Origin of the sequence: Vibrio sp. 1874, assembly GCF_033344395.1 — a bacterium.
GTDB classification, from domain to species: domain Bacteria; phylum Pseudomonadota; class Gammaproteobacteria; order Enterobacterales; family Vibrionaceae; genus Vibrio; species Vibrio alginolyticus.
Window position 1 is genome coordinate 15505 of sequence record NZ_JAWPOR010000027.1, and the last position, 18651, is coordinate 34155.

An 18651-nucleotide genomic window follows, 5' to 3' on the forward strand; every position below is an offset into this window, starting at 1 on the left:
TCTGTCTTAAACGCTTTGTTATGCTCGTACTCAAAGAAATTGAAGGACTAAACAAGCAATAAACGCCGGTAGACCGGCTATGAAGAAAACTAAGCCTGTTTGGTAGTTCATTCGATAGTGCTCTCGTTCGTCTTTTTCGAAATCATGCCCCTCTACCATTTTGTAAACCTTATCTCTTCTAGGATCATCTAACCGAGTCGTCTTACTATGGACACCACCTTCCCACATTAGCTTCGCTAAAACCCATATGACGATGACAACAAAGAAAAGAAAGTCGACCAACTGAGTAGTAGCAAAGAATGGAACAAACTGGGCTAGAGCGATAACAACAAGAGCCGCTGAGAGGTTAATTAGAAACACTTTCTTTAATAAATCGAGCAAAATCATCTCCTAGAGCATAACGCCGCGTTAAGGGGTGAACAACGCCACCACCTTACCTAAACCATTGTGCCATAATCACAAAAGCTAAACTTTGAACCAAAACTGCCAAGCGTTGAGAACCCCTCTTGAACGCTTTGTTATGTGCGTGCTAAACGGTAGCGCCTTACAGTGCCCTCGGTTTCACTTGTGTGGTTGCCAAGATACTCACCACCACAGTTTTCGATAACCTTTTGGGACGCTGGATTGTCAATTGAACAAGTAACAATAACTGAGTCAGTGACAACATGGTCTCGCACCCAAGCGAGGAGAAATGAGGCTATACCTTTACCACGAGCTGACGGTCTAGTTTCGTAACCAACATGCCCAATGACATTTTCTACATTGGCATTAGTACCTTTACGAATTCGAATAGCGCCTAAGATTTCAGAGCCAGATACGCAATAATATGTTGTGCTGGGTAAATAACCGTTTGGTAATTCAGAAGTTGCCTTAGAACGTTCAGCCAAACCTGATAAATAAGCTTCAGGATCTTGATCAACGCCTAAATACTTAGGGATACCCGACTCCAAACATTCTTTCGCGTAACTCGCTAATATTGGAGCTAAATCTGGACTCGCTTCTACTACTTCCATGTCAATTTTCCTCAAAAGCACATAACGCCCAATTAAGGTGTGAAGCACGCACTACAGATGCTGCCGCATACCACTTTAATCACTTAAACTGACGCATGCCAAAAATGCCAAGCGTGCTGAATCACTCTTAAATTGTTTGTTAGCCCTTTACAACCAAGGAAACCATGGGCTTATATCCCTTAAGCGATGTCCTTTATAGTGTTTAGAGTTAGCGATTGCATAATAAGACCTAGTTAAACTCACTATTGCTGGAATAATGAGCAAACAAAATAGCCACTGAATTGGATCAGCAGAGCCTAGTACAATTGCCAATAAGTTAGCAGAGCACAATACCAAAAGGACCCAATTACATCTAATCATTACTCTCTTGTATCTGCAATATCCTTCCCAATCATAAATAATCCAGTCATTTGAGAACTCTCCACATTGAAAACACTTTTGGCTAAGAGGAATCGACTCAGGCTCTGCATTGCAATTAGGGCAACGTCCTTTCATGACTACATGTACCTTTTCGTGAGGGCTAACGCCCTGTTAAGGTGTGAGCAACGCAATACCTATGTCGCCGCATACCACCTTAATCACTAAAACCACCGCATAGTAAAAGTGCCACGCGTTGCGAATCACTCTTAAACAGTTTGTTAGTCGCGAGGCACCGAGCGACAATTTTAAGCCGAACTAAACTTTGCGAACAACAAACTTTATGTGCTTTGATGCACTTAAGTCAGGCGTAGTCTCAAAACGGCTACTCAATGAAACCACTTGGAACAAACAACTCCGTAGAAAACGGACTGACAACACCAAAAAGCGCTTTTGGAAAACCAATCTCACAGTGCGGACTTTCAACAAAATCACTGAAACCACGTGGAAATTACCACACCAGAGAAAACGTCTTTTCAGCGAGTGAATCGGCTTTTGTACCAACAAACTCACCGAGCAGAGTTGCAACTAAGAACAGACGCTCGATTGCCCTGCTCTGTCAGCACCAAAGACCAAAAATACCGCTTGGACACTTGCAAAACTTTGGACTTGAAACAGCTGAAACTGAGTTTTGACCACGATGAAGAGTCTGTATAGCAAACAATCATCAGCCAAATCTTAAGCTTAGAAACATGATTTTGATTGCTAGCTTTTTCTGGCGACTAACGCCGCGTTAAGGGGCAGCAACGCGCTACCACCAAACTTCAATTTACCACCGTAAACACAAATGCCAAGATTTAAACCAAATTCGCCACGCGTTGACTGTCCCTCTTGAACGCCTTGTTATACAAACAGTTACAGCTTGCCAGATAGCTTTTTAAGGTGAGCTTTAGCCAATTCATTATTGTCACGGCTTAACCATTTTATACAGTCGAAAAGCTCCCATATTAATCCTTTGTCGCCATTCGTATAAGCTGGAAAGTCTTCGTGCTTTGGGGCTGGTTCATCGGTTAGACGCGACTCTACGATACCCGATTTATCGAATAGAACTTTAAACGGTTTAGATATATTGAAAGGCTCATTTACGTCTAAACAGTGAATCTCCGCGCTGGTCAAATCGTTGAAAATATACTTTTTAAAGAACGCATTTTCATTATGAAAACCTTCAAGGCAGTAGAAGATTTCTTTGCCAGCTTCGAAATTGGAGAAGCATAAATCCGCGATTTTGTGGAACCCATTTTGGGTAAAAATGAGAATGTCAGCATCAGATATTCGATCGCCTTTGCCGGCAGCAAGTGAACCCAACAGCACCGCTGCTAATACATTGTCCTCAGAGGAAAATGATACACGAGCGGACTTAACTAGCTCATTTTGAAGTGGTAAATGTTCAATATTTAATTCATCCTGACTCACAACTTTCTCCGTTTGTATAACGCCCTGTTAAGGTGTGAGCAAAGCAATACCGAAGCCACCGCATACCACCTTAAACACTAAAACCAACGCATAGTAAAAATGCCACGCGTTGCGAATCACTCTTGAACAGATTGTTATACGTTTACTCTCTGAAACCGTAGATACGCAACCCTCTATTTGTGAGCTCAATATCGAAGTGCCCAACTGAGTGTAAGACACTCAATGCTCCATCTATATCTTGGTGCCAATGTTTAAAGGGCACATTTTCATACCCACTAGGCTTACCTACTTTGGGGATTTCTAACCACTCAATTCGCTTGTAGGCGAAAGGACCTGAGCCATAGTCACCCACATACTTTTCCATTAACTCACCTGATTTGGTAAACCAGCCTAGAAACTCATAATCGTTATCAACAAACTTCCAGTAACACTGGCTCAACATCAATTCTGGCACATCCAATACCGTACACACTTTACGCCATTTAGCATTTGACATTAGTGACACTGAAAATCGATTTTTAATAACCTTATCTAGGTATTCATCCATTCTTGCTGGCATATCAAAGCCTCCAAACGTATAACGCCCTGTTAAGGGGTGAGCAACGCAATACCAAAGCCACCGCATACCACCTTAAACACTAAAACCAACGCATAGTGAAAATGCCACGCGTTGCGAATCCCTCTTGAACAGTTTGTTATGTGCGTGCTAATTGAGGTACTTTTGCCAATGTTGCTGCCCTGTCAAAACTACTCTGTAATCTTCGTAGTCCAATGAACTGTAGAGCTTTTTAGCTGCAACATTATCATCACCGACCTCTAGTGTGATTTTGAGGTAATCATTATCACGACAATGCTGTTCGATACCATTCAGTTGCGCTTTGCCCACACCTTTGCCACGAAAGTTGTCCGACACCATAAAGTCATGGATATTCATCACTCTTTGCGCACGATAAGTTGAAAACGATTCAAAGCAAACCGCAAAACCGGCGGGCTTATCGTCGACAAAACTGATAAATCCGTGGAAATAAGGCAATGCAAATAACTGAGCAATTACTGAGAGATCTAGCTCAACTGAGAATCCAGATAGGTACTCTCTAAACAAAGTCTCGAATATACCTTTGTCTTCAATGCTTTCTGTTTTGATACGCCTGATTGTGATTTCCATATCCATTTCCACCAAAGCACATAACGCCGCATTAAGGTGTGAGCAACGCTTCCACGAAACTTAACCATACCACCGTAAACACAAAACCCAACGATGGAATGAAAGTGCCAAGCGTTGGGAATCACTCTTAAATGCTTTGTTATGTGCGTTTTTCCCTATTTATCCTTGAACTCTTCATAGGACTTTGGCTCACTTTGTTTAGCTATATCCAAAATACTATTAAAAGTTTTTGGCAGCTCTTCGTCATCTGGATTTTCACTTTTCGTTTTTGCTAGATCACGCAGTGTAAGCCAGATAATTGAAAATATTTTCGCCATTTCATACCTCCCGTATCTAATGGGTTGCCCAATAACCAATTTAAAGAACAACGTTCCCCAAAATATACCAACTTACAATGAGAAAATGTGATGCGAATAAAAGAACCATATACAGCAAGTTAGATTATTCAGACCTAATTTTATACCAAGATTAGCATTTATGGTTAAGAATACGCTTTAGCACATAACGCCCTGTTAAGGGGTGAGCAACGCAATACTTAAGCTGCCGCATACCACCTTAAACACCAAAACCAACGCATAGTGAAAATGCCACGCGTTGCGAATCCCTCTTGAACAGTTTGTTATGTGAATTTTAGCCGTGTGCGTCGATACTATCTTTTGGGGCTTCTGAGCGTATGTCCATGCCATAATCTCTGATGACACCTGCAACTCTGAGTCTGTAGCTTTCAAAAACACCACTACGACCTTTTAATTGAGCAAATCGATGAGATTCTAGGTTGCGCCATTCTTGAATTGCTTCTTCGTCACGCCAAAATGACAAAGATAGAACCTTGCTGTCATTTGTTAGACTTTGGAAGCGTTCGATTGAGATAAAACCATCAATATCTGATAGCAGCGGTTTTAGTTCGCTTGCAATATCTAGATATTCAGAAGTTTTACCCTCTGCTACCTGTACTTCAAAAATTACTGCGATCATAACTCACCAGACTACGACTAATATATTCGAGCATTTTACCGAATTGGAGCTGCTGTAAATATGAGTTATAGCAAGCAGTTAGAGATTAGATTCTGTGATCTTTCGCCATTCACATAACGCCGCGTTAAGTAGTGAGCAACGCAGGCCACCGACCTAAAACATTGTGCCGTAAACACTAAAGCCGATAAAAACCAAAAATGCCACGCGTTGCGAATCTGCCTTAAACGCTTTGTTATACGTTTATATTTCTGATGATCTTATTGCAAGCACTAACAACATCGGAACGATAAAACTTCATCGTTTCAACTAGCTCTTTATCAGCTTTTACGAGAAACTCCTCTGAGCAATTCAAACGAACATGATTAAGAGGTAAATGGTCTGTCTCCGATGCTATGAGACCAAATACGTGGTAATCAGTGTTCCAGCATTGCCCATACATTTCGTTTCCAATACGCGATAATGCAATTATGTTTTCTATATAATTATCATCTGTTTCGAGTAGGTTCTTTGCTAGTTTAATCGCTTCTTCAGACATTTCCTTGCCCCCGATTTCCCCAAAACGTATAACGCCTTGCTAAGGTGTGAGTAACGCAATGCAAAAGCTACCGCACAGCGCCTTAATCACCAAAAGCCACCGCAAAGTAAAAATGCCACGCGTTACGAATCACTCTTAAGCAATTTGTTAGTACATGCGCTACTTCTATTTATGCGCTCCAAGATATTGAAAAATGAGATAATATGAAAGGCTTTGAACACTGAAGTGAGACGGGCAGCTACAAAACTTTACCCCGATTGAAAGACGAAAGTTGGCTAGAAGAAAAACGCACTGAACTGCCCGACTTGCACTGGCTTTAAATTAAAAAAGGATTCTTTCCTCGTAACTCAACAGCCACACCAAAAGTAATCAAAGCTCTCTCAAAAAACACCACGAAAATGAAGAAGCGACAAAGAAATTGGCTAAAAGTTAGAAGCCGTAAACGGTGAAATCAAAGCGAACACTCCGCATATAGTGCCACCGGAAAGAACGTGAAAGGTACAAACTGAAAGATGTAAAGACAAGCGCCAAAACAGATAAACACCAAAACTTAAGACCATTGATGTCAAACCCGTACTAACGCTCTGTTAAGGTGTGAAGCACGCAATGACCAAGCTGCTGCATGGCACTTCAACACTAAAGTCAACGCATATCAAAAATGCTACGCGTGCTGAATCACTCTTAAACAGTTTGTTATGTTCGTAGCTTTTGTAGTCCTCGAACTGCCCGGTTAGTCGACTCTACCAAGTCAGTCCGCTTCAATTTATCTCGAATTGCCAACGCTTCTATGAACTGTTGCTCAGCCAGTTCATAGTTGCCAAGCTCAACGTTCAATTTACCCAAATGCTGTAAACTAAAACTCAAAGAGAGCTCACAAGCAAAATCCTGGCTTTTTAGGAATTCTTTTTCAGCGCCAATCATGTCACCTGCATATTGCAGAGCTATACCTGAAGCATGGGTTGACCAGAACTTGTTCTTAACGCTAGACGTTGAAGTTTGCACTTTAGAAGCCATCCAATAAGCCAACCTACATAGCCCGATGATTCGTAAACAATCGGCTATCAATATTAACTGCCACTCTAGCTTCTCTTTTTTGTTTGAAAGTTTGAATATGAGAGCCTTATATAGCTTTACAACAAGTTTATGGAAAACGCTAAAAGTTACCCTATCTCTTTGATACTCCACCACGTCCTCCAAGAACATAACGCCTTGTTAAGGTGTGAGGCACGCAATACCTAAGCTTCCGCATACCACCTTAACCACCAAACCTAACGCATGGTAAAAATGCCACGCGTGCCGAATCACTCTTGAACAATTTGTTATGCTCGTACTCAAAGAAATTGGAGAATTAAGCAAGTGACAAACGCTGGAAGCCCTGCAATAAAGAAAACCAAACCTGTCTGGAAGTTCATTCTATGCTGCTCTCGTTGGTCTTCTTCGAAATCATGACCTTCTACCATTTTGTAAACTTTATCTGTTCTAGAATCATCCATATGCGCTGTTTTACTATATACGCCACCTTCCCACATAAGCTTTGCTAAAACCCAGTTCACGATAACAACGAAGAACAGAAAGTCGACTGGCTGAGTAGTAGCAAAGAAGGGGACAAACTGAGCTAAGAGAATAACAATCAATGCTGCAACAAGATTGATTAGCACCACTTTCTTCAGTAAATTGAGCAAAATTCCCTCCTAGAGCATAACGCCTTGTTAAGGTGTGAGGCGCGCAATACCGAAGCTTCCGCATACCACCTTAACCACTAAAACCAACGCATAGTAAAAATGCCACGCGTGCCGAATCACTCTTGAACAATTTGTTATGTACGTGCTAAAGGTACACTACTGACTCCACATTGTTGCCCTCAGGGTCAATCAAAAACGCAGCGTAGTAGTTTGGAGCATAGTGTTTTCGTAAACCAGGCTTACCGTTGCATTTACCACCTAAAGATAGCCCAGCTTGATGAAACGCAGAAACTTGTAATTTGTTTGATGCAGAAAAAGCAATATGGCACTTAGAATTACTGACGCCTTTTTCAATTAGAAACCTTACATTTGGCTCGCTCGAAAGCCCAAAGCCAGCAGCATTTTCATCTGACCACTTGAGTTCAATACCCAATGGCTCTAGCACATTCTTGTAAAACACACGACATTCTTCGAATGCAACTACCTTAATTTCAAAATGATCTATCACTCTCAATCCTTTAGAGTTGGTTACAATTTTCCTTAAAGTACATAACGCCCGCTTAAGTGGTGAGCAACGTTACCACAACATTCAATTATTGCGCCGTAATCACAAAAACCAATTAAAACCAAAACCGCCGAGCGTTGCGAATCCGTCTTAAAGCGTTTGTTATAGCTCTCTACACAAATATTCGATACCGGAACAAGCAAGTATAATTATTACAGACAATCCTAGGGCAAATAGGGAAAATGGATATGTTGTTTCATTCGGATATGCTGTAACTATGTACACGCTTGAAAACAGATACCCTCCAGAAATCGTACGATATACACCTAATAGAGAAAACCCAACTCTTCTCGCAACCGGCTCGATTATGTCGTGAGTAGCCGATGAAAACTGTGTTTGTGCACTTTGCTGTTTGGCAAGAGCTAAATAGAGCATTGAGACAACGCCTAGCACTGCCAAATAGATGAAAACGGGATCTCCGGGATTTATTGCTTTTATGTAGGTATTTAAAGCTTCTTTCCCGCTACTCTCAGCAACTATCCTCGCAGAAATGCCACCAAGGAGCAAAGCACATAAAAGCTCAATTATTAGGTTGTTCTTCATTTAATCTCTATACTATTTAGTTACTTGAGCTATAACGCCCTGTTAAGGTGTGAGCAACGCAATGCCAAAGCCGCCGCATACCACCTTAAACACTAAGCGCAACGCATAGTAAAAATGCCACGCGTTGCGAATCACTCTTAAACAGTTTGTTATGTAAATTTCTGAAATTAAACGATATATAAACCACAGTTTTCGTCAAACTGAAAATGTGTATTAGGTTTTGAAACTTCTTTCGCTTTATTGATACAGCGATTTATTCGGTTAGTTAATTGAGTTTCGCTGACATTCCTTACAAGTGATACTGAAAAAGAGAAGTCGTAGTCAGGGCTAGTAAAACTGTAATGCCTCGCAGATAAATCTGATTCTTCAAACTTTTGTTCAAGTTGAGCATCCAATAGCTCAATTATTTTCGCTTTAATTTCTGATAATTCCATCTCAATTCTCCTTATTCTCATGATTTACATAACGCCCTGCTAAGGGGTGAGCAACGCAATACCTAAGCCGCCGCAAACCACCTTAATCACTAAATTCAACGCATAGTAAAAATGCCACGCGTTGCGAATCCCTCTTGAGCAGTTTGTTAGCTGTGTTTTACAACACGAGCTTTGCTCCCAACATACCAAGAGCTGCGATAGCTACCATCGTAAACCAAAGGTAAATCATAAAAGATAGGGATAACGAAAATAAACCTCTCACAGCTTTATCTGAGTTTGCACCTTCATCGTGCTGTAAGAAGTACGCTAGTTCTGCTGTAGGTATTGATCCAGCAAAGCTCTTAAATTTGAACTTTACCATCATCAAGCCCATTGAGACTGGAAGACTAGATACTAATAAAATGATTCCCACCGAAATCCAGACATTCTCAGGGGATTCATTACCTAAAACTACTGCTGCCCCGATCAACACTAAAAGCATTCCCAGAAAGCCCTTAAAAGATGACAACAATGAGTCTCTTGTTTTTATATACAGCCAGAATAGCGGCTTATCGAATTTTCTCATTTTTTCCTCAAACAGCTAACGCCGCATTAAGGTGTGAACAACGCCACCACCTAACCTAAACCAATGCGCCATAAACACGAAACCCAACGATGGAATGAAAAATGCTAAGCGTTGAGAATCACCCTTAAATGCTTTGTTATGGCGCTGAACTTGAAGCTAACTGCTGAACGTCTATGAGGTCTACTTCCCTACCCAATATTCGCTTATATTCAACCAACTGATATACTGGAATGACCCGTAATTCAATACCTTGATAGCTTTTGACAACTGACTTTGAGAAGTCGATTTCAAGTTGGTGCCACGAACCGTCCAGTGAAGATTGGATCTTGGTATGTTGAGCCAAACCTATTTCAATTTTTTGATTTCGATAGATTAACTGAAAATACTCTAAGTCCCAGCCATATTCCGAGTAACGAGTAAGTGGCTTAGAAACATACTGTGAAACGTGAGCTAATACTTTTTTTGCATCTGAATTGTGGATATAGAGGTCGATGTCTGCGACTTCACGACTGCCACCATGAACCGTTGCCGCCAACCCACCGACTATTTGATACTCGATATTCTCCGATTCCAAAAGACCTTTGAGCCAGTTCAAGGCTACTTTTACTTTCTCGCTCATATAGTTTCCCTTAGCTGATTCTATCCCTGCGCCATAACGCCCGCTTAAGTGGTGAGCAACGCAATACGATGTTTCTGCAAACCGCCTAAATCACTAAACTTAACGCATGATGAAAATGCCACGCGTTGCGAATCCGTCTTGAAGCGTTTGTTAGTTGCCAAACCAAAACGCTGATTTTATGACAAATTGAACTTTGCGAACATCAAAAGATATGTACTTTGATGCATTTAAGTCAGGCGCAGTTTCAAAGCAGCTACTCAATGAAACCACGTAGAACATGCAACTCCGCAGAAAACGAACTAACAACACCAAAAAGCGCTTTTGTGCCGACAATCTCACAATGCGGAGGTTCAACAAAGTCACTGAAACCACATGAACTCACCAAACCAAAGAAAACGTCATTTCAGCAAGCAATTCAGCTTTTGAAGCGACAAACTCAAAGAGCGAATTTTCAACAAGTAATGTCGTTTTAATTGTACAAACTGCTTCAAAAACAAAGAACAAGTGAGTTTTCATTTGCCCAAAAACTGAAGCTGAAAAATGACATTACCAAACCGAGATTAACCATTTGCAGCCTAGAAATTCACTTCCAAACTCTAGCATTTCTAACCTTAAACCTTTTGATTTGGTTACGTTTATCCTCTTGGCAACTAACGCCTTGTTAAGTAGCAGCTAACTGCCACTGCACCCAAAATAAAGCCACCGTAATCACTAAACTCAACCAAACCAAAATCGCCAAACGTTAGCTGTCTGCTTGAACAATTAGTTAGAGCCCCGTGCCCGACGTTGCTCTACTTTCCTACCCCATGTATACATGCAACATTCACCGCATATTGGTCAGGCCTAGAGCGTCTTTGATGATGAGTGTAAATGCCACAGGTTCTACAAAAGTAGTGTTTTGCCGTCATCGTGTGAAATTGATAAAGAGTTAAATTGTTCAAACCAGATTTAACTTGGAGAAATGCTAACGGAACAGGCGTCATTTTTGAGTTTCGAATAGTGCAAATAGAACAGGAACACTCGTATTGTTCCAGCTCCACAGATTTACTTTGAAATTCAATTTGTACTGCACCACAGTGACAAGACGCTTTAAAAGAGTGTTCGTTACTCACAACTGCACCATATCCTTATGAATAGTCTCAGAGGGGCTATAACGCCGCATTAAGGTGTGAGCAACGCTAACACGAAGCCTACCCATACCACTGTAAACACAAAAACCAACGATGACACCAAAAATGCCGAGCGTTGGGAATCACTCTTAAATGCTTTGTTATGTTTTTTGTTCGTACAAACCTTGCACACAACCCTCGATGCTAGGAAACAATGAACTAGCAGAATAGAAACGATCATGTAAAAGTTTCAATAATTTAGGTGCATTACTAACTTTAGTAACAAATTTATAGTTAACATCAAAATTAGTTGTGCGCATAATATATTGGTCTAAAGACTCTGGGTTAAGAATATCATTAGCCCTAAACTCTTTCTCGATATACGCCAAGAAAAGGCCTTTCTGGCTTCTTAGATTATGATTAAAACTAGTCGGAGACTTGATGACCTGATATATGCTTTTCTCTTGACCGCTCGTTGGAGAGTTCCCAAATCTATCATCAACAGAGCGTTCAAAGTCAAAACTGCGAATGTTAAAGCCCTGAGAATGGATCGCATACAGAGATATAAAGCCGCTATTGTTACTTTCCATCGCTCCCTTTACTGCAAAATACAGGGCAACCATAGGATCATATGTAAAATCCAAAAACCTTGTTGGTATTCCGTAATGTTGTGCAATAGCTATAAGAGAATGAAAACTCCGAGGAGGCCATACTGCCTCACCACGTCCTATTTCCGTGATAAATTTGATAAACCCTCTCCCATAAGTGTCAATATTTAGGACATCTTCATTAGGCAAGTGGAAACCATTACGATTCAATTCTTCCGCAAACATACTCAATGTATAAAACTCAGCTTCAATTTGATCCCTATTTGTTCTCCAGCTTAGCGATGGTAGCTTTCCATCAGTAAGCAGTCTACTGTTCGCTCTAAATGCAGATGGCACTGCCTCCCAACTAGCGTCTGATTGACCTCTAAATATATATTTTCTTGATTCATTTTTGTATTTAGGAAACTTTGGATTTTCAAATGTAACGGCTTTCAAGAAGCTTTTAGCTCCATTGATTTCTATAACTTCCATACTATGTCAATAACTCATAATTTCGTAAAAACATAACGCCTTGTTAAGGGGTGAGCAACGCAATACCGAAGCGACCGCATACCACCTTAATCACTTAAACCAACGCATAGTGAAAATGCCACGCGTTGCGAATCCCTCTTGAACAATTTGTTATGAGTCAATTCCCAACTCACTCAGTTCCAATTTTAATCCCCTCCTAGTTTGGACCGCGACATAAAACGCTTTATTCAGTGCATCGACCAAATCACGCTCTCTAGGATCAATTTCTCGGGCAGAATAATGTCCAAAAGTTAGTTCAAACAACTTTGATCTTTCATTAGACGTGCCTTCAAAGTAAGAGATTAACCACTCTAACTGCTTTTCTATGGAATCAAACAACTGAGGCTGTAAAACACTGCGATTCAGTTTAAGGGTTTCTATTGCTTGATTGCAGATATCTATTTTTACGTTTTCTTGGGTCATAACTTCCATTGACTCATAACGCCGCGTTAAGTAGTGAGCAACGCTAACCACCTAACCTCAACCTTTACACCGTAAACACTTAACCCAACTTTGAATACTAAACGCCAAGCATTGGGAGTCTGCCTTAAACGCTTTGTTATGACGCAATTATAATGACTATTCCGGACAGTACTTGTTAAACAAGACACAGCAAGTGATAAAGAAGGCTAAAACCAAAGTGATTTGCCACAAACCGCCACCATAAAAAGACATTTGGTTATCAGACCAAACCCTTAAGGCGATATTGAATAGCTCACCTTTCAGACCAATAACGACAACCGCCGCTAGATAACATTTAACAAACTCGATGAGAAGAGTTTTAGTGTTAGACAAATAAGTATCTAGCATTTTAAGAGCCTGAAATTTTTAGCTTGTTCCCTAACACTAACAAAAGCGAACTTGCTCTCATAACAATCAAACCACCTATTGCGACCAATATACATATTGAGTAATAACGCCTTGCTAAGGTGTGAGTAACGCAATACAAAAGCTACCGCACAGCGCCTTAATCACATAAGCCACCGCAAAGTAAAAATGCCACGCGTTACGAATCACTCTTAAGCAATTTGTTAGTACATGCGCTACTTCTATTTATGCGCTCCAAGATATTGAAAACTGAGATGATATGAAAGGCTTTGAACACTGAAGTGAGACGGGCAGCTACAAAACTTTACCCCGATTGAAAGACGAAAGTTGGCTAGAAGAAAAACGCACTGAACTGCCCTACTTTCACTTGCTTCAAATTAGAAAAGGATTCTTTCCTCGCACTTCAACAGCCACAACAAAAGTCATCAAGGTTCTCTCAAAAGCCACCACGAAAATGAAGAAGCACCAAAGAAACAGGCTAAGAGTTAGAAGCCGTAAACGATGAAATCAAAGCGAACACTTCGCATATAGTGCCACCGGAAAGAACGTGAAAGGCACTAACTGAAAGGTGTAAATACGAGCGCCAAAACAGATAAACACCAAAGCTTATGACCTTTGATGTCAAACCCGTACTAACGCCGCGTTAAGTGGTGAACAACGCCAACCACCAAACCGAAACCATTGTACCTTAAACACTTAAGCTGACTTGAACTAAAATCGCCAAGCGTTGTGAATCCGCCTTAAACGCCTTGTTAGGCGAAGTTTCCCACCAGTCTTTAAGTTGGTTTGAAAGCAGATTACCCGAAACAAAATAAGCTACCAAACACCCGCTGACTTTTTGTGATTCAAGAACAACAAAAGTCACTATGTTTCAGCCGTAATTTCAACAACCACGAAATACAGACTTTCAGCGATCAAGTCGCTTTTGAAGAAGCGAGACGTAAAGCTGCAAACTTAAAGCGAGAACAAAAGCCTCGATTAACTTGTCCTTTCCACACTTTAAGCCCGCGAGATTCACAACCAACCGACTGTGAAAACCGATGAGGCAACTCGCGAACCTCGGCATGTTTTACAGCCAGAGAGATTCAAGAATTTGAGTAGACAATCCTGAACTGCCGACTAAGAAAAATGAATTGCCAAAGGGAACTAAGAAGATGAAAATAAAGAACTTTCCTGCCCGTCGCCTAACGCCTTGTTAAGGTGTGAGCAACGCAATACCGAAGCCGCCGCATACCACCTTAAACACATAAACCAACGCAAAGTGAAAATGCCACGCGTTGCGAATCACTCTTGAACAATTTGTTAGAAGTTTGCTCACCTAGTGCTCCGACTTTCCCTTTTCGCGTCATGTGGGAAACAGTTTGTATACGCACGAGCAACATGACTTTTGCCATTGTCATCTATGACTACACAAACGAGATTGCACGGATTTCCCAATGCACTCCGCCAATTGTGATGACGCTCCTCATATTCTGCTTCAAATTCAACGTAAACGTATGCTGAGCGAACCCATTCAAACGGAATTGAATGTTTTACAAGCAACCCTTTAAACATCTTTGAATAGCGTTCAGTCATTAGGTCAAAGTGCGGGTAATATGGAGCAATCTGTTGGGAGCAAAGGTCTATTGAAACACACTTGCTTTGAAGGTGGTCTACGGACAGGTAAAGCTTACCGATGCCCCAATAACCTTCAACATCATTGTTTCTACTCCGAAACGAGCCAATAATACCGCTTGCAATACTACCTAGTTCTCTCCTGCGTCCCATACTTATTCCTAAAACTTCTAACGCCTTGTTAAGGGGTGAAGCACGCAACACCGACGCTACCGCATACCACCTTAATCACTAAAACCAACGCATAGTAAAAATGCCACGCGTGCTGAATCCCTCTTGAACAATTTGTTATACGCGTTCTATCGGTTGTACTTAACCTTGTTCAATACTTCTTTTAGTTCATGCGTTTTCTCAAGGTTTACACCGTGAATATTGGCTAAAGCACAAACATAATACAAGACGTCATATAACTCTTCTGCGATTGAACCTTTAAGTTCATCTAGCGTTGGTTGCCCACTTTTACCTTTGCGAATAGATTCCGATAATTCGCCAACTTCTTCGATTAGTTTTAAAAAATAGTGTTCAGATTGCTCTGGCGCATAATCGAATTCTTTTATATGACTTTGTAACTCAGATAACTTCATAACGTCCTTTGTGTATCATTTCCCATAAAGCGTATAACGCCGCGTTAAGTGGTGAGCAACGCATACCACCAAACTTAAAGTATTGTGCCGTAAACACTTAAACCGAAGCAAAACAAAAATGCCAAGCGTTGGGAATCCGTCTTAAACGCTTTGTTAGGAGTTTACACACCACAAGTGAATAACTTATCTTCATACATAGATGTATAAGTAATTCGAAAGCTAAACTGTTCTTCTACTAAATCTAATAGCTCATCTTCCACTTTTCCAAAAGTAACTTTAAGTAGTTGTACTTTGTCATTAGCCTTTATGGTCGAGTTTACCGTTGGTATAAAGTATTCGTACTCAAAACTAATGATTTCCCTACCACCAAACAAAAACCAGTTCTTGTAAGGGTCGGTATTCGGATTCACTATTTCTTTATTGCCTAATTTCACATAGAAACTCTTAACTAACGCAGGACCTAAACCATCGTTACGGAGGTAAATTAGAATAGTATTATCATCCCTTTCTATATGAGATATGACGAAAGGTCTTACCGATAATCTATTGTGTTTTCTCCCTGCTGTTAATTGCAAAATTGAAACGACCAATGCTAGTAAAGCAATAAAAGTTGCAATGACTGAAATATAAGTTGAAGTTTCGATATATCCTCCTGACTCCTAACGCCGCATTAAGGGGTGAACAACGCATTCCACCCAAACTAAACCATTGTGCCGTAAACACTAAAGCCAATTCAAACCAAAACTGCCAAGCGTTGTGAATCCCTCTTGAATGCTTTGTTAGTTGCCAAACCTAACGCTTTGATTTGAAGTTGATTGCCGTTTTGCCAACACCAGCTTTATGTGCATTGATAGACTCAAATCAGGCGCAGCTTCAAAGCGCCTGTCACTGAAACCACTTGGAACAGTTAGCGCCGTAGAAAACGGACTAACAACACCAAAAAGCTCATTTGAAAAGACAATATCACAGAGCTGACTTTCAACAAGCAAATCGGTTTCTGAAACAGAAAATCCAACCACAAAAGAAACCTGAGATCGATTTTCACAAACCCGAACGATTCAAAATTGAAGTACGAAACCCCACCAAAAACACACTGACTTTAACTCGAAACGCTCTGTTTAAGCTGCGTTTTCCTCGTTGGCAACTAACGCCGCGTTAAGGGGTGCCGGCACGCAATAAAAAAGCTTCCGCAAAGCGCCATAAACACTGAACTCAACGCATACTAAAAATGCCACGCGTGCCAAATCCCTCTTAAACGCTTTGTTATATTCATTGCGTGTTACTACCAGTTTTTTTCCACTTCGTAGTAATACCGAATTGCCATACAAAATTTTCGGACGTCTAATTTAATGCTCCAGCTATGCTGATTAAACGTACCTTTTAAAACACAAAACCCATTCCAGTATTTTTTAGTGCTTTCATTACTTACTAGTTCCAACTCAAAAGCTTCAGCATGAATAATTTTATTACAACACTCTCTTAGTGAATGTCTAAACTTACCAGAAATCACTTCAACTATATTTGGAAAATATTCATATGCTTCAATGTCTGATGAGTAAAACGCTTCCCCTTCTTCAGGTTCTTCATCAGGAGAGTATGTGTCCTTATATATTCTAGTTTTAGTTGCACATTGAATTAGCAATGAGCTAACATTTTCGTGCAGCCAACCTAAATATTCGTCATAGGAAAAATCCAATTCAGTAATCTCATAGTCATATGTTTTATCATTGGAATATGAGCTATGTAATGCCTCGATATAACTACGGCTTCCCGATACAATTTGTTCTAATAACATTGCATCACTGAATATCTTATTAAAAACTATCGTATGCCCCATGATGCTCCTTTAGAATATAACGCCCTGTTAAGGGGTGAGCAACGCAATACCAAAGCCGCCGCATACCACCTTAAACACAAAAACCAACGCATAGTGAAAATGCCACGCGTTGCGAATCCCTCTTGAACAGTTTGTTAGGCGACATTTCTACGTTTAACTTCTTTCTCATACGAAGATTCGTTGTATAGCCAAATAGCCCAAAATGCGAAAAACATCCCGATAGTGTAAATTGAGTAATTAAGAGCATTATCCGATAAGAAAATCGTAATGCCTGCCGCGTCAGAAGATGGATAAAGGAAAATAACATTAAAAATCATGTACAAAATGGCTGTGACGAAAGTTGTTCTGAAAAGCCAATTTAAACATCCTTTCTTTCGAGATTTTTGCCAATTATCAAATGCTTTACCATTCATTAATCCACTCCTTTTCTATTAACTGAAGCTAGATTCACGCCAAGATACTATCACTACTCTATCGTTTATCTCATGTCGCCTAACGCCGCATTAAGGTGTGAACAACGCGACCACGAAACTTAACCATACCACCGTAAACACTGAACTCAACGATGGAATGAAAAATGCCAAGCGTTGAGAATCACTCTTAAATGCTTTGTTAGCTGCGTTGCAAATTGGCATGCAATACATATGTTTTCGCAGTAAATTTTAGTGCATAATATTTAGTATGTGAGTAGTAGCAGAGCACAAGGAACATGACAGATTTTTTCACTTTGCAATATAAAGACAACCACGTTATTAGGACATTTGAACATGAAGATATTTTGTTCACCTGTTTAACAGACGTTCTAATGGCCCTCGGCGAAGAAGAGAAGAAGCTTAATGGCGATAAGCCAGCCCTATCAATGGCAACTAGGCTGAAAAACCAAACCAAATTTCTCAAACCAAAAGAGCATAAGAACTTCATCCTTCCACACCCCCAAACAGGTATAGAGCAAAGCGAAATCTGTGTAACCGAGCCTGGGCTGTACCGATTATTATCTAGAGATGACTCCGCTGCGGGAATACAGTTCCAAGATTGGCTTTTCTATGATGTTTTACCATCACTTAGAAAATATAAACAGTATCCAGCACCAGAAAATACCACTGTAACAACTCCAGACTTCTCAACTATGGACGTTTCAGAGACTTCAATGCATATGATTGCTCACATAGCTACTGGACTCGGAAACGCTATAAAAGACATCAATGAAATAAAAGCTCAGCATAAGAAAATCCAAGAAGACACTCACAACTTGCGGAACGATACTGAAGAGTTCAAAGGTAAAACTAATTTAAGACTTGAAAGCCTAGAAACTACCGAACAACTAACTGGGCTTATGTGTATGGACGAGTTTCTCTCTTTAAACCCGGATATAAAAATGCCAAGAGACAACTTTCTAGGTGCATGTGATAATTTAAAACTATCACACAAAGGCCAGCACATAATCATAACAAACGATGATAGAACGAAATCACACTACTTTGACATCGTAACATTAAACGCTGCTAAGTCTTTATAACTCTGCACTCTCAATTGGGGGACTTTAAGTACCCCCTAAGCAGCTAACGCCCTGTTAAGGGGTGAGCAACGCAATACTGAAGCCGCCGCACACCACCTTAATCACTTAAACCAACGCAT

27 protein-coding genes are annotated in these 18651 nt (G+C 40.5%); 2 read left to right on the forward strand and 25 right to left on the reverse strand.

The features are described from left to right. Positions 1 to 30: 30 nt before the first annotated feature. A complete protein-coding gene (locus tag R8N46_RS23360) occupies positions 31 to 381 on the reverse strand; it encodes a hypothetical protein (RefSeq protein WP_115386425.1) in 351 nt (116 codons plus the stop codon). Positions 382 to 518: 137 nt separating this feature from the next. Next, positions 519 to 1013: a GNAT family N-acetyltransferase gene (locus R8N46_RS23365; RefSeq protein ID WP_115386097.1), complete on the reverse strand. Its 495-nt coding sequence runs from the start codon at positions 1011 to 1013 to the stop codon at positions 519 to 521. A 749-nt stretch (positions 1014 to 1762) separates the two neighbouring features. Here R8N46_RS23365 and R8N46_RS23370 point away from each other — a divergent pair. Then, complete coding sequence (locus R8N46_RS23370) at positions 1763 to 2065, forward strand: hypothetical protein (protein ID WP_115386099.1); 303 nt, start codon at positions 1763 to 1765, stop codon at positions 2063 to 2065. Positions 2066 to 2285: 220 nt separating this feature from the next. Here R8N46_RS23370 and R8N46_RS23375 read toward each other — a convergent pair whose 3' ends face one another. The 23 genes from R8N46_RS23375 to R8N46_RS23475 form a co-directional block, all read right to left on the reverse strand. Next, positions 2286 to 2843 (reverse strand): nucleotidyltransferase domain-containing protein, encoded by a 558-nt coding sequence (locus R8N46_RS23375; RefSeq protein ID WP_115386100.1) that lies wholly within the window; start codon positions 2841 to 2843, stop codon positions 2286 to 2288. 142 nt (positions 2844 to 2985) lie between these two features. Continuing rightward, positions 2986 to 3402 (reverse strand): DUF6678 family protein, encoded by a 417-nt coding sequence (locus R8N46_RS23380; protein WP_256903414.1) that lies wholly within the window; start codon positions 3400 to 3402, stop codon positions 2986 to 2988. A gap of 147 nt (positions 3403 to 3549) precedes the next feature. Further along, positions 3550 to 4008 carry a GNAT family N-acetyltransferase gene (locus tag R8N46_RS23385; protein ID WP_031781187.1) on the reverse strand — a complete coding sequence of 153 codons (459 nt, stop codon included), beginning with the start codon at positions 4006 to 4008 and terminating at the stop codon, positions 3550 to 3552. Between the two features lie 155 nt (positions 4009 to 4163). Beyond that, positions 4164 to 4325 carry a hypothetical protein gene (locus R8N46_RS23390; protein WP_181881296.1) on the reverse strand — a complete coding sequence of 54 codons (162 nt, stop codon included), beginning with the start codon at positions 4323 to 4325 and terminating at the stop codon, positions 4164 to 4166. A 313-nt stretch (positions 4326 to 4638) separates the two neighbouring features. Beyond that, positions 4639 to 4983, reverse strand: coding sequence for an antibiotic biosynthesis monooxygenase family protein (locus R8N46_RS23395; RefSeq protein WP_009705215.1), 345 nt, complete (start codon positions 4981 to 4983; stop codon positions 4639 to 4641). A gap of 232 nt (positions 4984 to 5215) precedes the next feature. Then, positions 5216 to 5518, reverse strand: coding sequence for a hypothetical protein (locus tag R8N46_RS23400; RefSeq protein ID WP_054730763.1), 303 nt, complete (start codon positions 5516 to 5518; stop codon positions 5216 to 5218). A 693-nt stretch (positions 5519 to 6211) separates the two neighbouring features. Further along, positions 6212 to 6721 carry a hypothetical protein gene (locus R8N46_RS23405; protein ID WP_005377016.1) on the reverse strand — a complete coding sequence of 170 codons (510 nt, stop codon included), beginning with the start codon at positions 6719 to 6721 and terminating at the stop codon, positions 6212 to 6214. Between the two features lie 128 nt (positions 6722 to 6849). Next, positions 6850 to 7200, reverse strand: coding sequence for a hypothetical protein (locus R8N46_RS23410; protein ID WP_140134588.1), 351 nt, complete (start codon positions 7198 to 7200; stop codon positions 6850 to 6852). 145 nt (positions 7201 to 7345) lie between these two features. Then, positions 7346 to 7708 carry a VOC family protein gene (locus R8N46_RS23415; RefSeq protein WP_005386966.1) on the reverse strand — a complete coding sequence of 121 codons (363 nt, stop codon included), beginning with the start codon at positions 7706 to 7708 and terminating at the stop codon, positions 7346 to 7348. 159 nt (positions 7709 to 7867) lie between these two features. Further along, complete coding sequence (locus R8N46_RS23420) at positions 7868 to 8308, reverse strand: hypothetical protein (protein WP_115386102.1); 441 nt, start codon at positions 8306 to 8308, stop codon at positions 7868 to 7870. A gap of 167 nt (positions 8309 to 8475) precedes the next feature. Further along, positions 8476 to 8742: a hypothetical protein gene (locus R8N46_RS23425; protein WP_054730732.1), complete on the reverse strand. Its 267-nt coding sequence runs from the start codon at positions 8740 to 8742 to the stop codon at positions 8476 to 8478. Between the two features lie 157 nt (positions 8743 to 8899). Next, entirely contained in the window at positions 8900 to 9307 is a 408-nt protein-coding gene (locus tag R8N46_RS23430) for a hypothetical protein (RefSeq protein WP_054577321.1), read from the reverse strand. Between the two features lie 136 nt (positions 9308 to 9443). Beyond that, entirely contained in the window at positions 9444 to 9926 is a 483-nt protein-coding gene (locus R8N46_RS23435) for a nucleotidyltransferase domain-containing protein (RefSeq protein ID WP_115386103.1), read from the reverse strand. 791 nt (positions 9927 to 10717) lie between these two features. Next, positions 10718 to 11038: a GFA family protein gene (locus R8N46_RS25775; protein WP_220273028.1), complete on the reverse strand. Its 321-nt coding sequence runs from the start codon at positions 11036 to 11038 to the stop codon at positions 10718 to 10720. A 158-nt stretch (positions 11039 to 11196) separates the two neighbouring features. Then, positions 11197 to 12114 carry an FRG domain-containing protein gene (locus R8N46_RS23440; RefSeq protein ID WP_115386105.1) on the reverse strand — a complete coding sequence of 306 codons (918 nt, stop codon included), beginning with the start codon at positions 12112 to 12114 and terminating at the stop codon, positions 11197 to 11199. A gap of 150 nt (positions 12115 to 12264) precedes the next feature. Beyond that, positions 12265 to 12585 (reverse strand): immunity protein Tsi6 family protein, encoded by a 321-nt coding sequence (locus R8N46_RS23445; protein ID WP_050918646.1) that lies wholly within the window; start codon positions 12583 to 12585, stop codon positions 12265 to 12267. Between the two features lie 147 nt (positions 12586 to 12732). After that, positions 12733 to 12963, reverse strand: coding sequence for a hypothetical protein (locus R8N46_RS23450; protein WP_115386107.1), 231 nt, complete (start codon positions 12961 to 12963; stop codon positions 12733 to 12735). 1332 nt (positions 12964 to 14295) lie between these two features. Further along, positions 14296 to 14748: a hypothetical protein gene (locus tag R8N46_RS25780; protein WP_115386427.1), complete on the reverse strand. Its 453-nt coding sequence runs from the start codon at positions 14746 to 14748 to the stop codon at positions 14296 to 14298. A 146-nt stretch (positions 14749 to 14894) separates the two neighbouring features. Beyond that, a complete protein-coding gene (locus R8N46_RS23455) occupies positions 14895 to 15179 on the reverse strand; it encodes a MazG nucleotide pyrophosphohydrolase domain-containing protein (RefSeq protein WP_017448465.1) in 285 nt (94 codons plus the stop codon). 161 nt (positions 15180 to 15340) lie between these two features. After that, a complete protein-coding gene (locus R8N46_RS23460; RefSeq protein WP_025580535.1) occupies positions 15341 to 15613 on the reverse strand; it encodes a hypothetical protein in 273 nt (90 codons plus the stop codon). Positions 15614 to 15958: 345 nt separating this feature from the next. Further along, entirely contained in the window at positions 15959 to 16198 is a 240-nt protein-coding gene (locus R8N46_RS23465) for a hypothetical protein (protein ID WP_180764723.1), read from the reverse strand. Between the two features lie 263 nt (positions 16199 to 16461). Then, complete coding sequence (locus R8N46_RS23470; protein WP_115386110.1) at positions 16462 to 17016, reverse strand: hypothetical protein; 555 nt, start codon at positions 17014 to 17016, stop codon at positions 16462 to 16464. A gap of 134 nt (positions 17017 to 17150) precedes the next feature. Then, positions 17151 to 17429 (reverse strand): hypothetical protein, encoded by a 279-nt coding sequence (locus R8N46_RS23475; protein WP_115386111.1) that lies wholly within the window; start codon positions 17427 to 17429, stop codon positions 17151 to 17153. A 296-nt stretch (positions 17430 to 17725) separates the two neighbouring features. On the opposite strand from R8N46_RS23475, the gene R8N46_RS23480 reads away from it, so the two are divergent. Then, positions 17726 to 18532 (forward strand): Bro-N domain-containing protein, encoded by an 807-nt coding sequence (locus R8N46_RS23480; protein WP_049879046.1) that lies wholly within the window; start codon positions 17726 to 17728, stop codon positions 18530 to 18532. Positions 18533 to 18651: the final 119 nt, after the last annotated feature.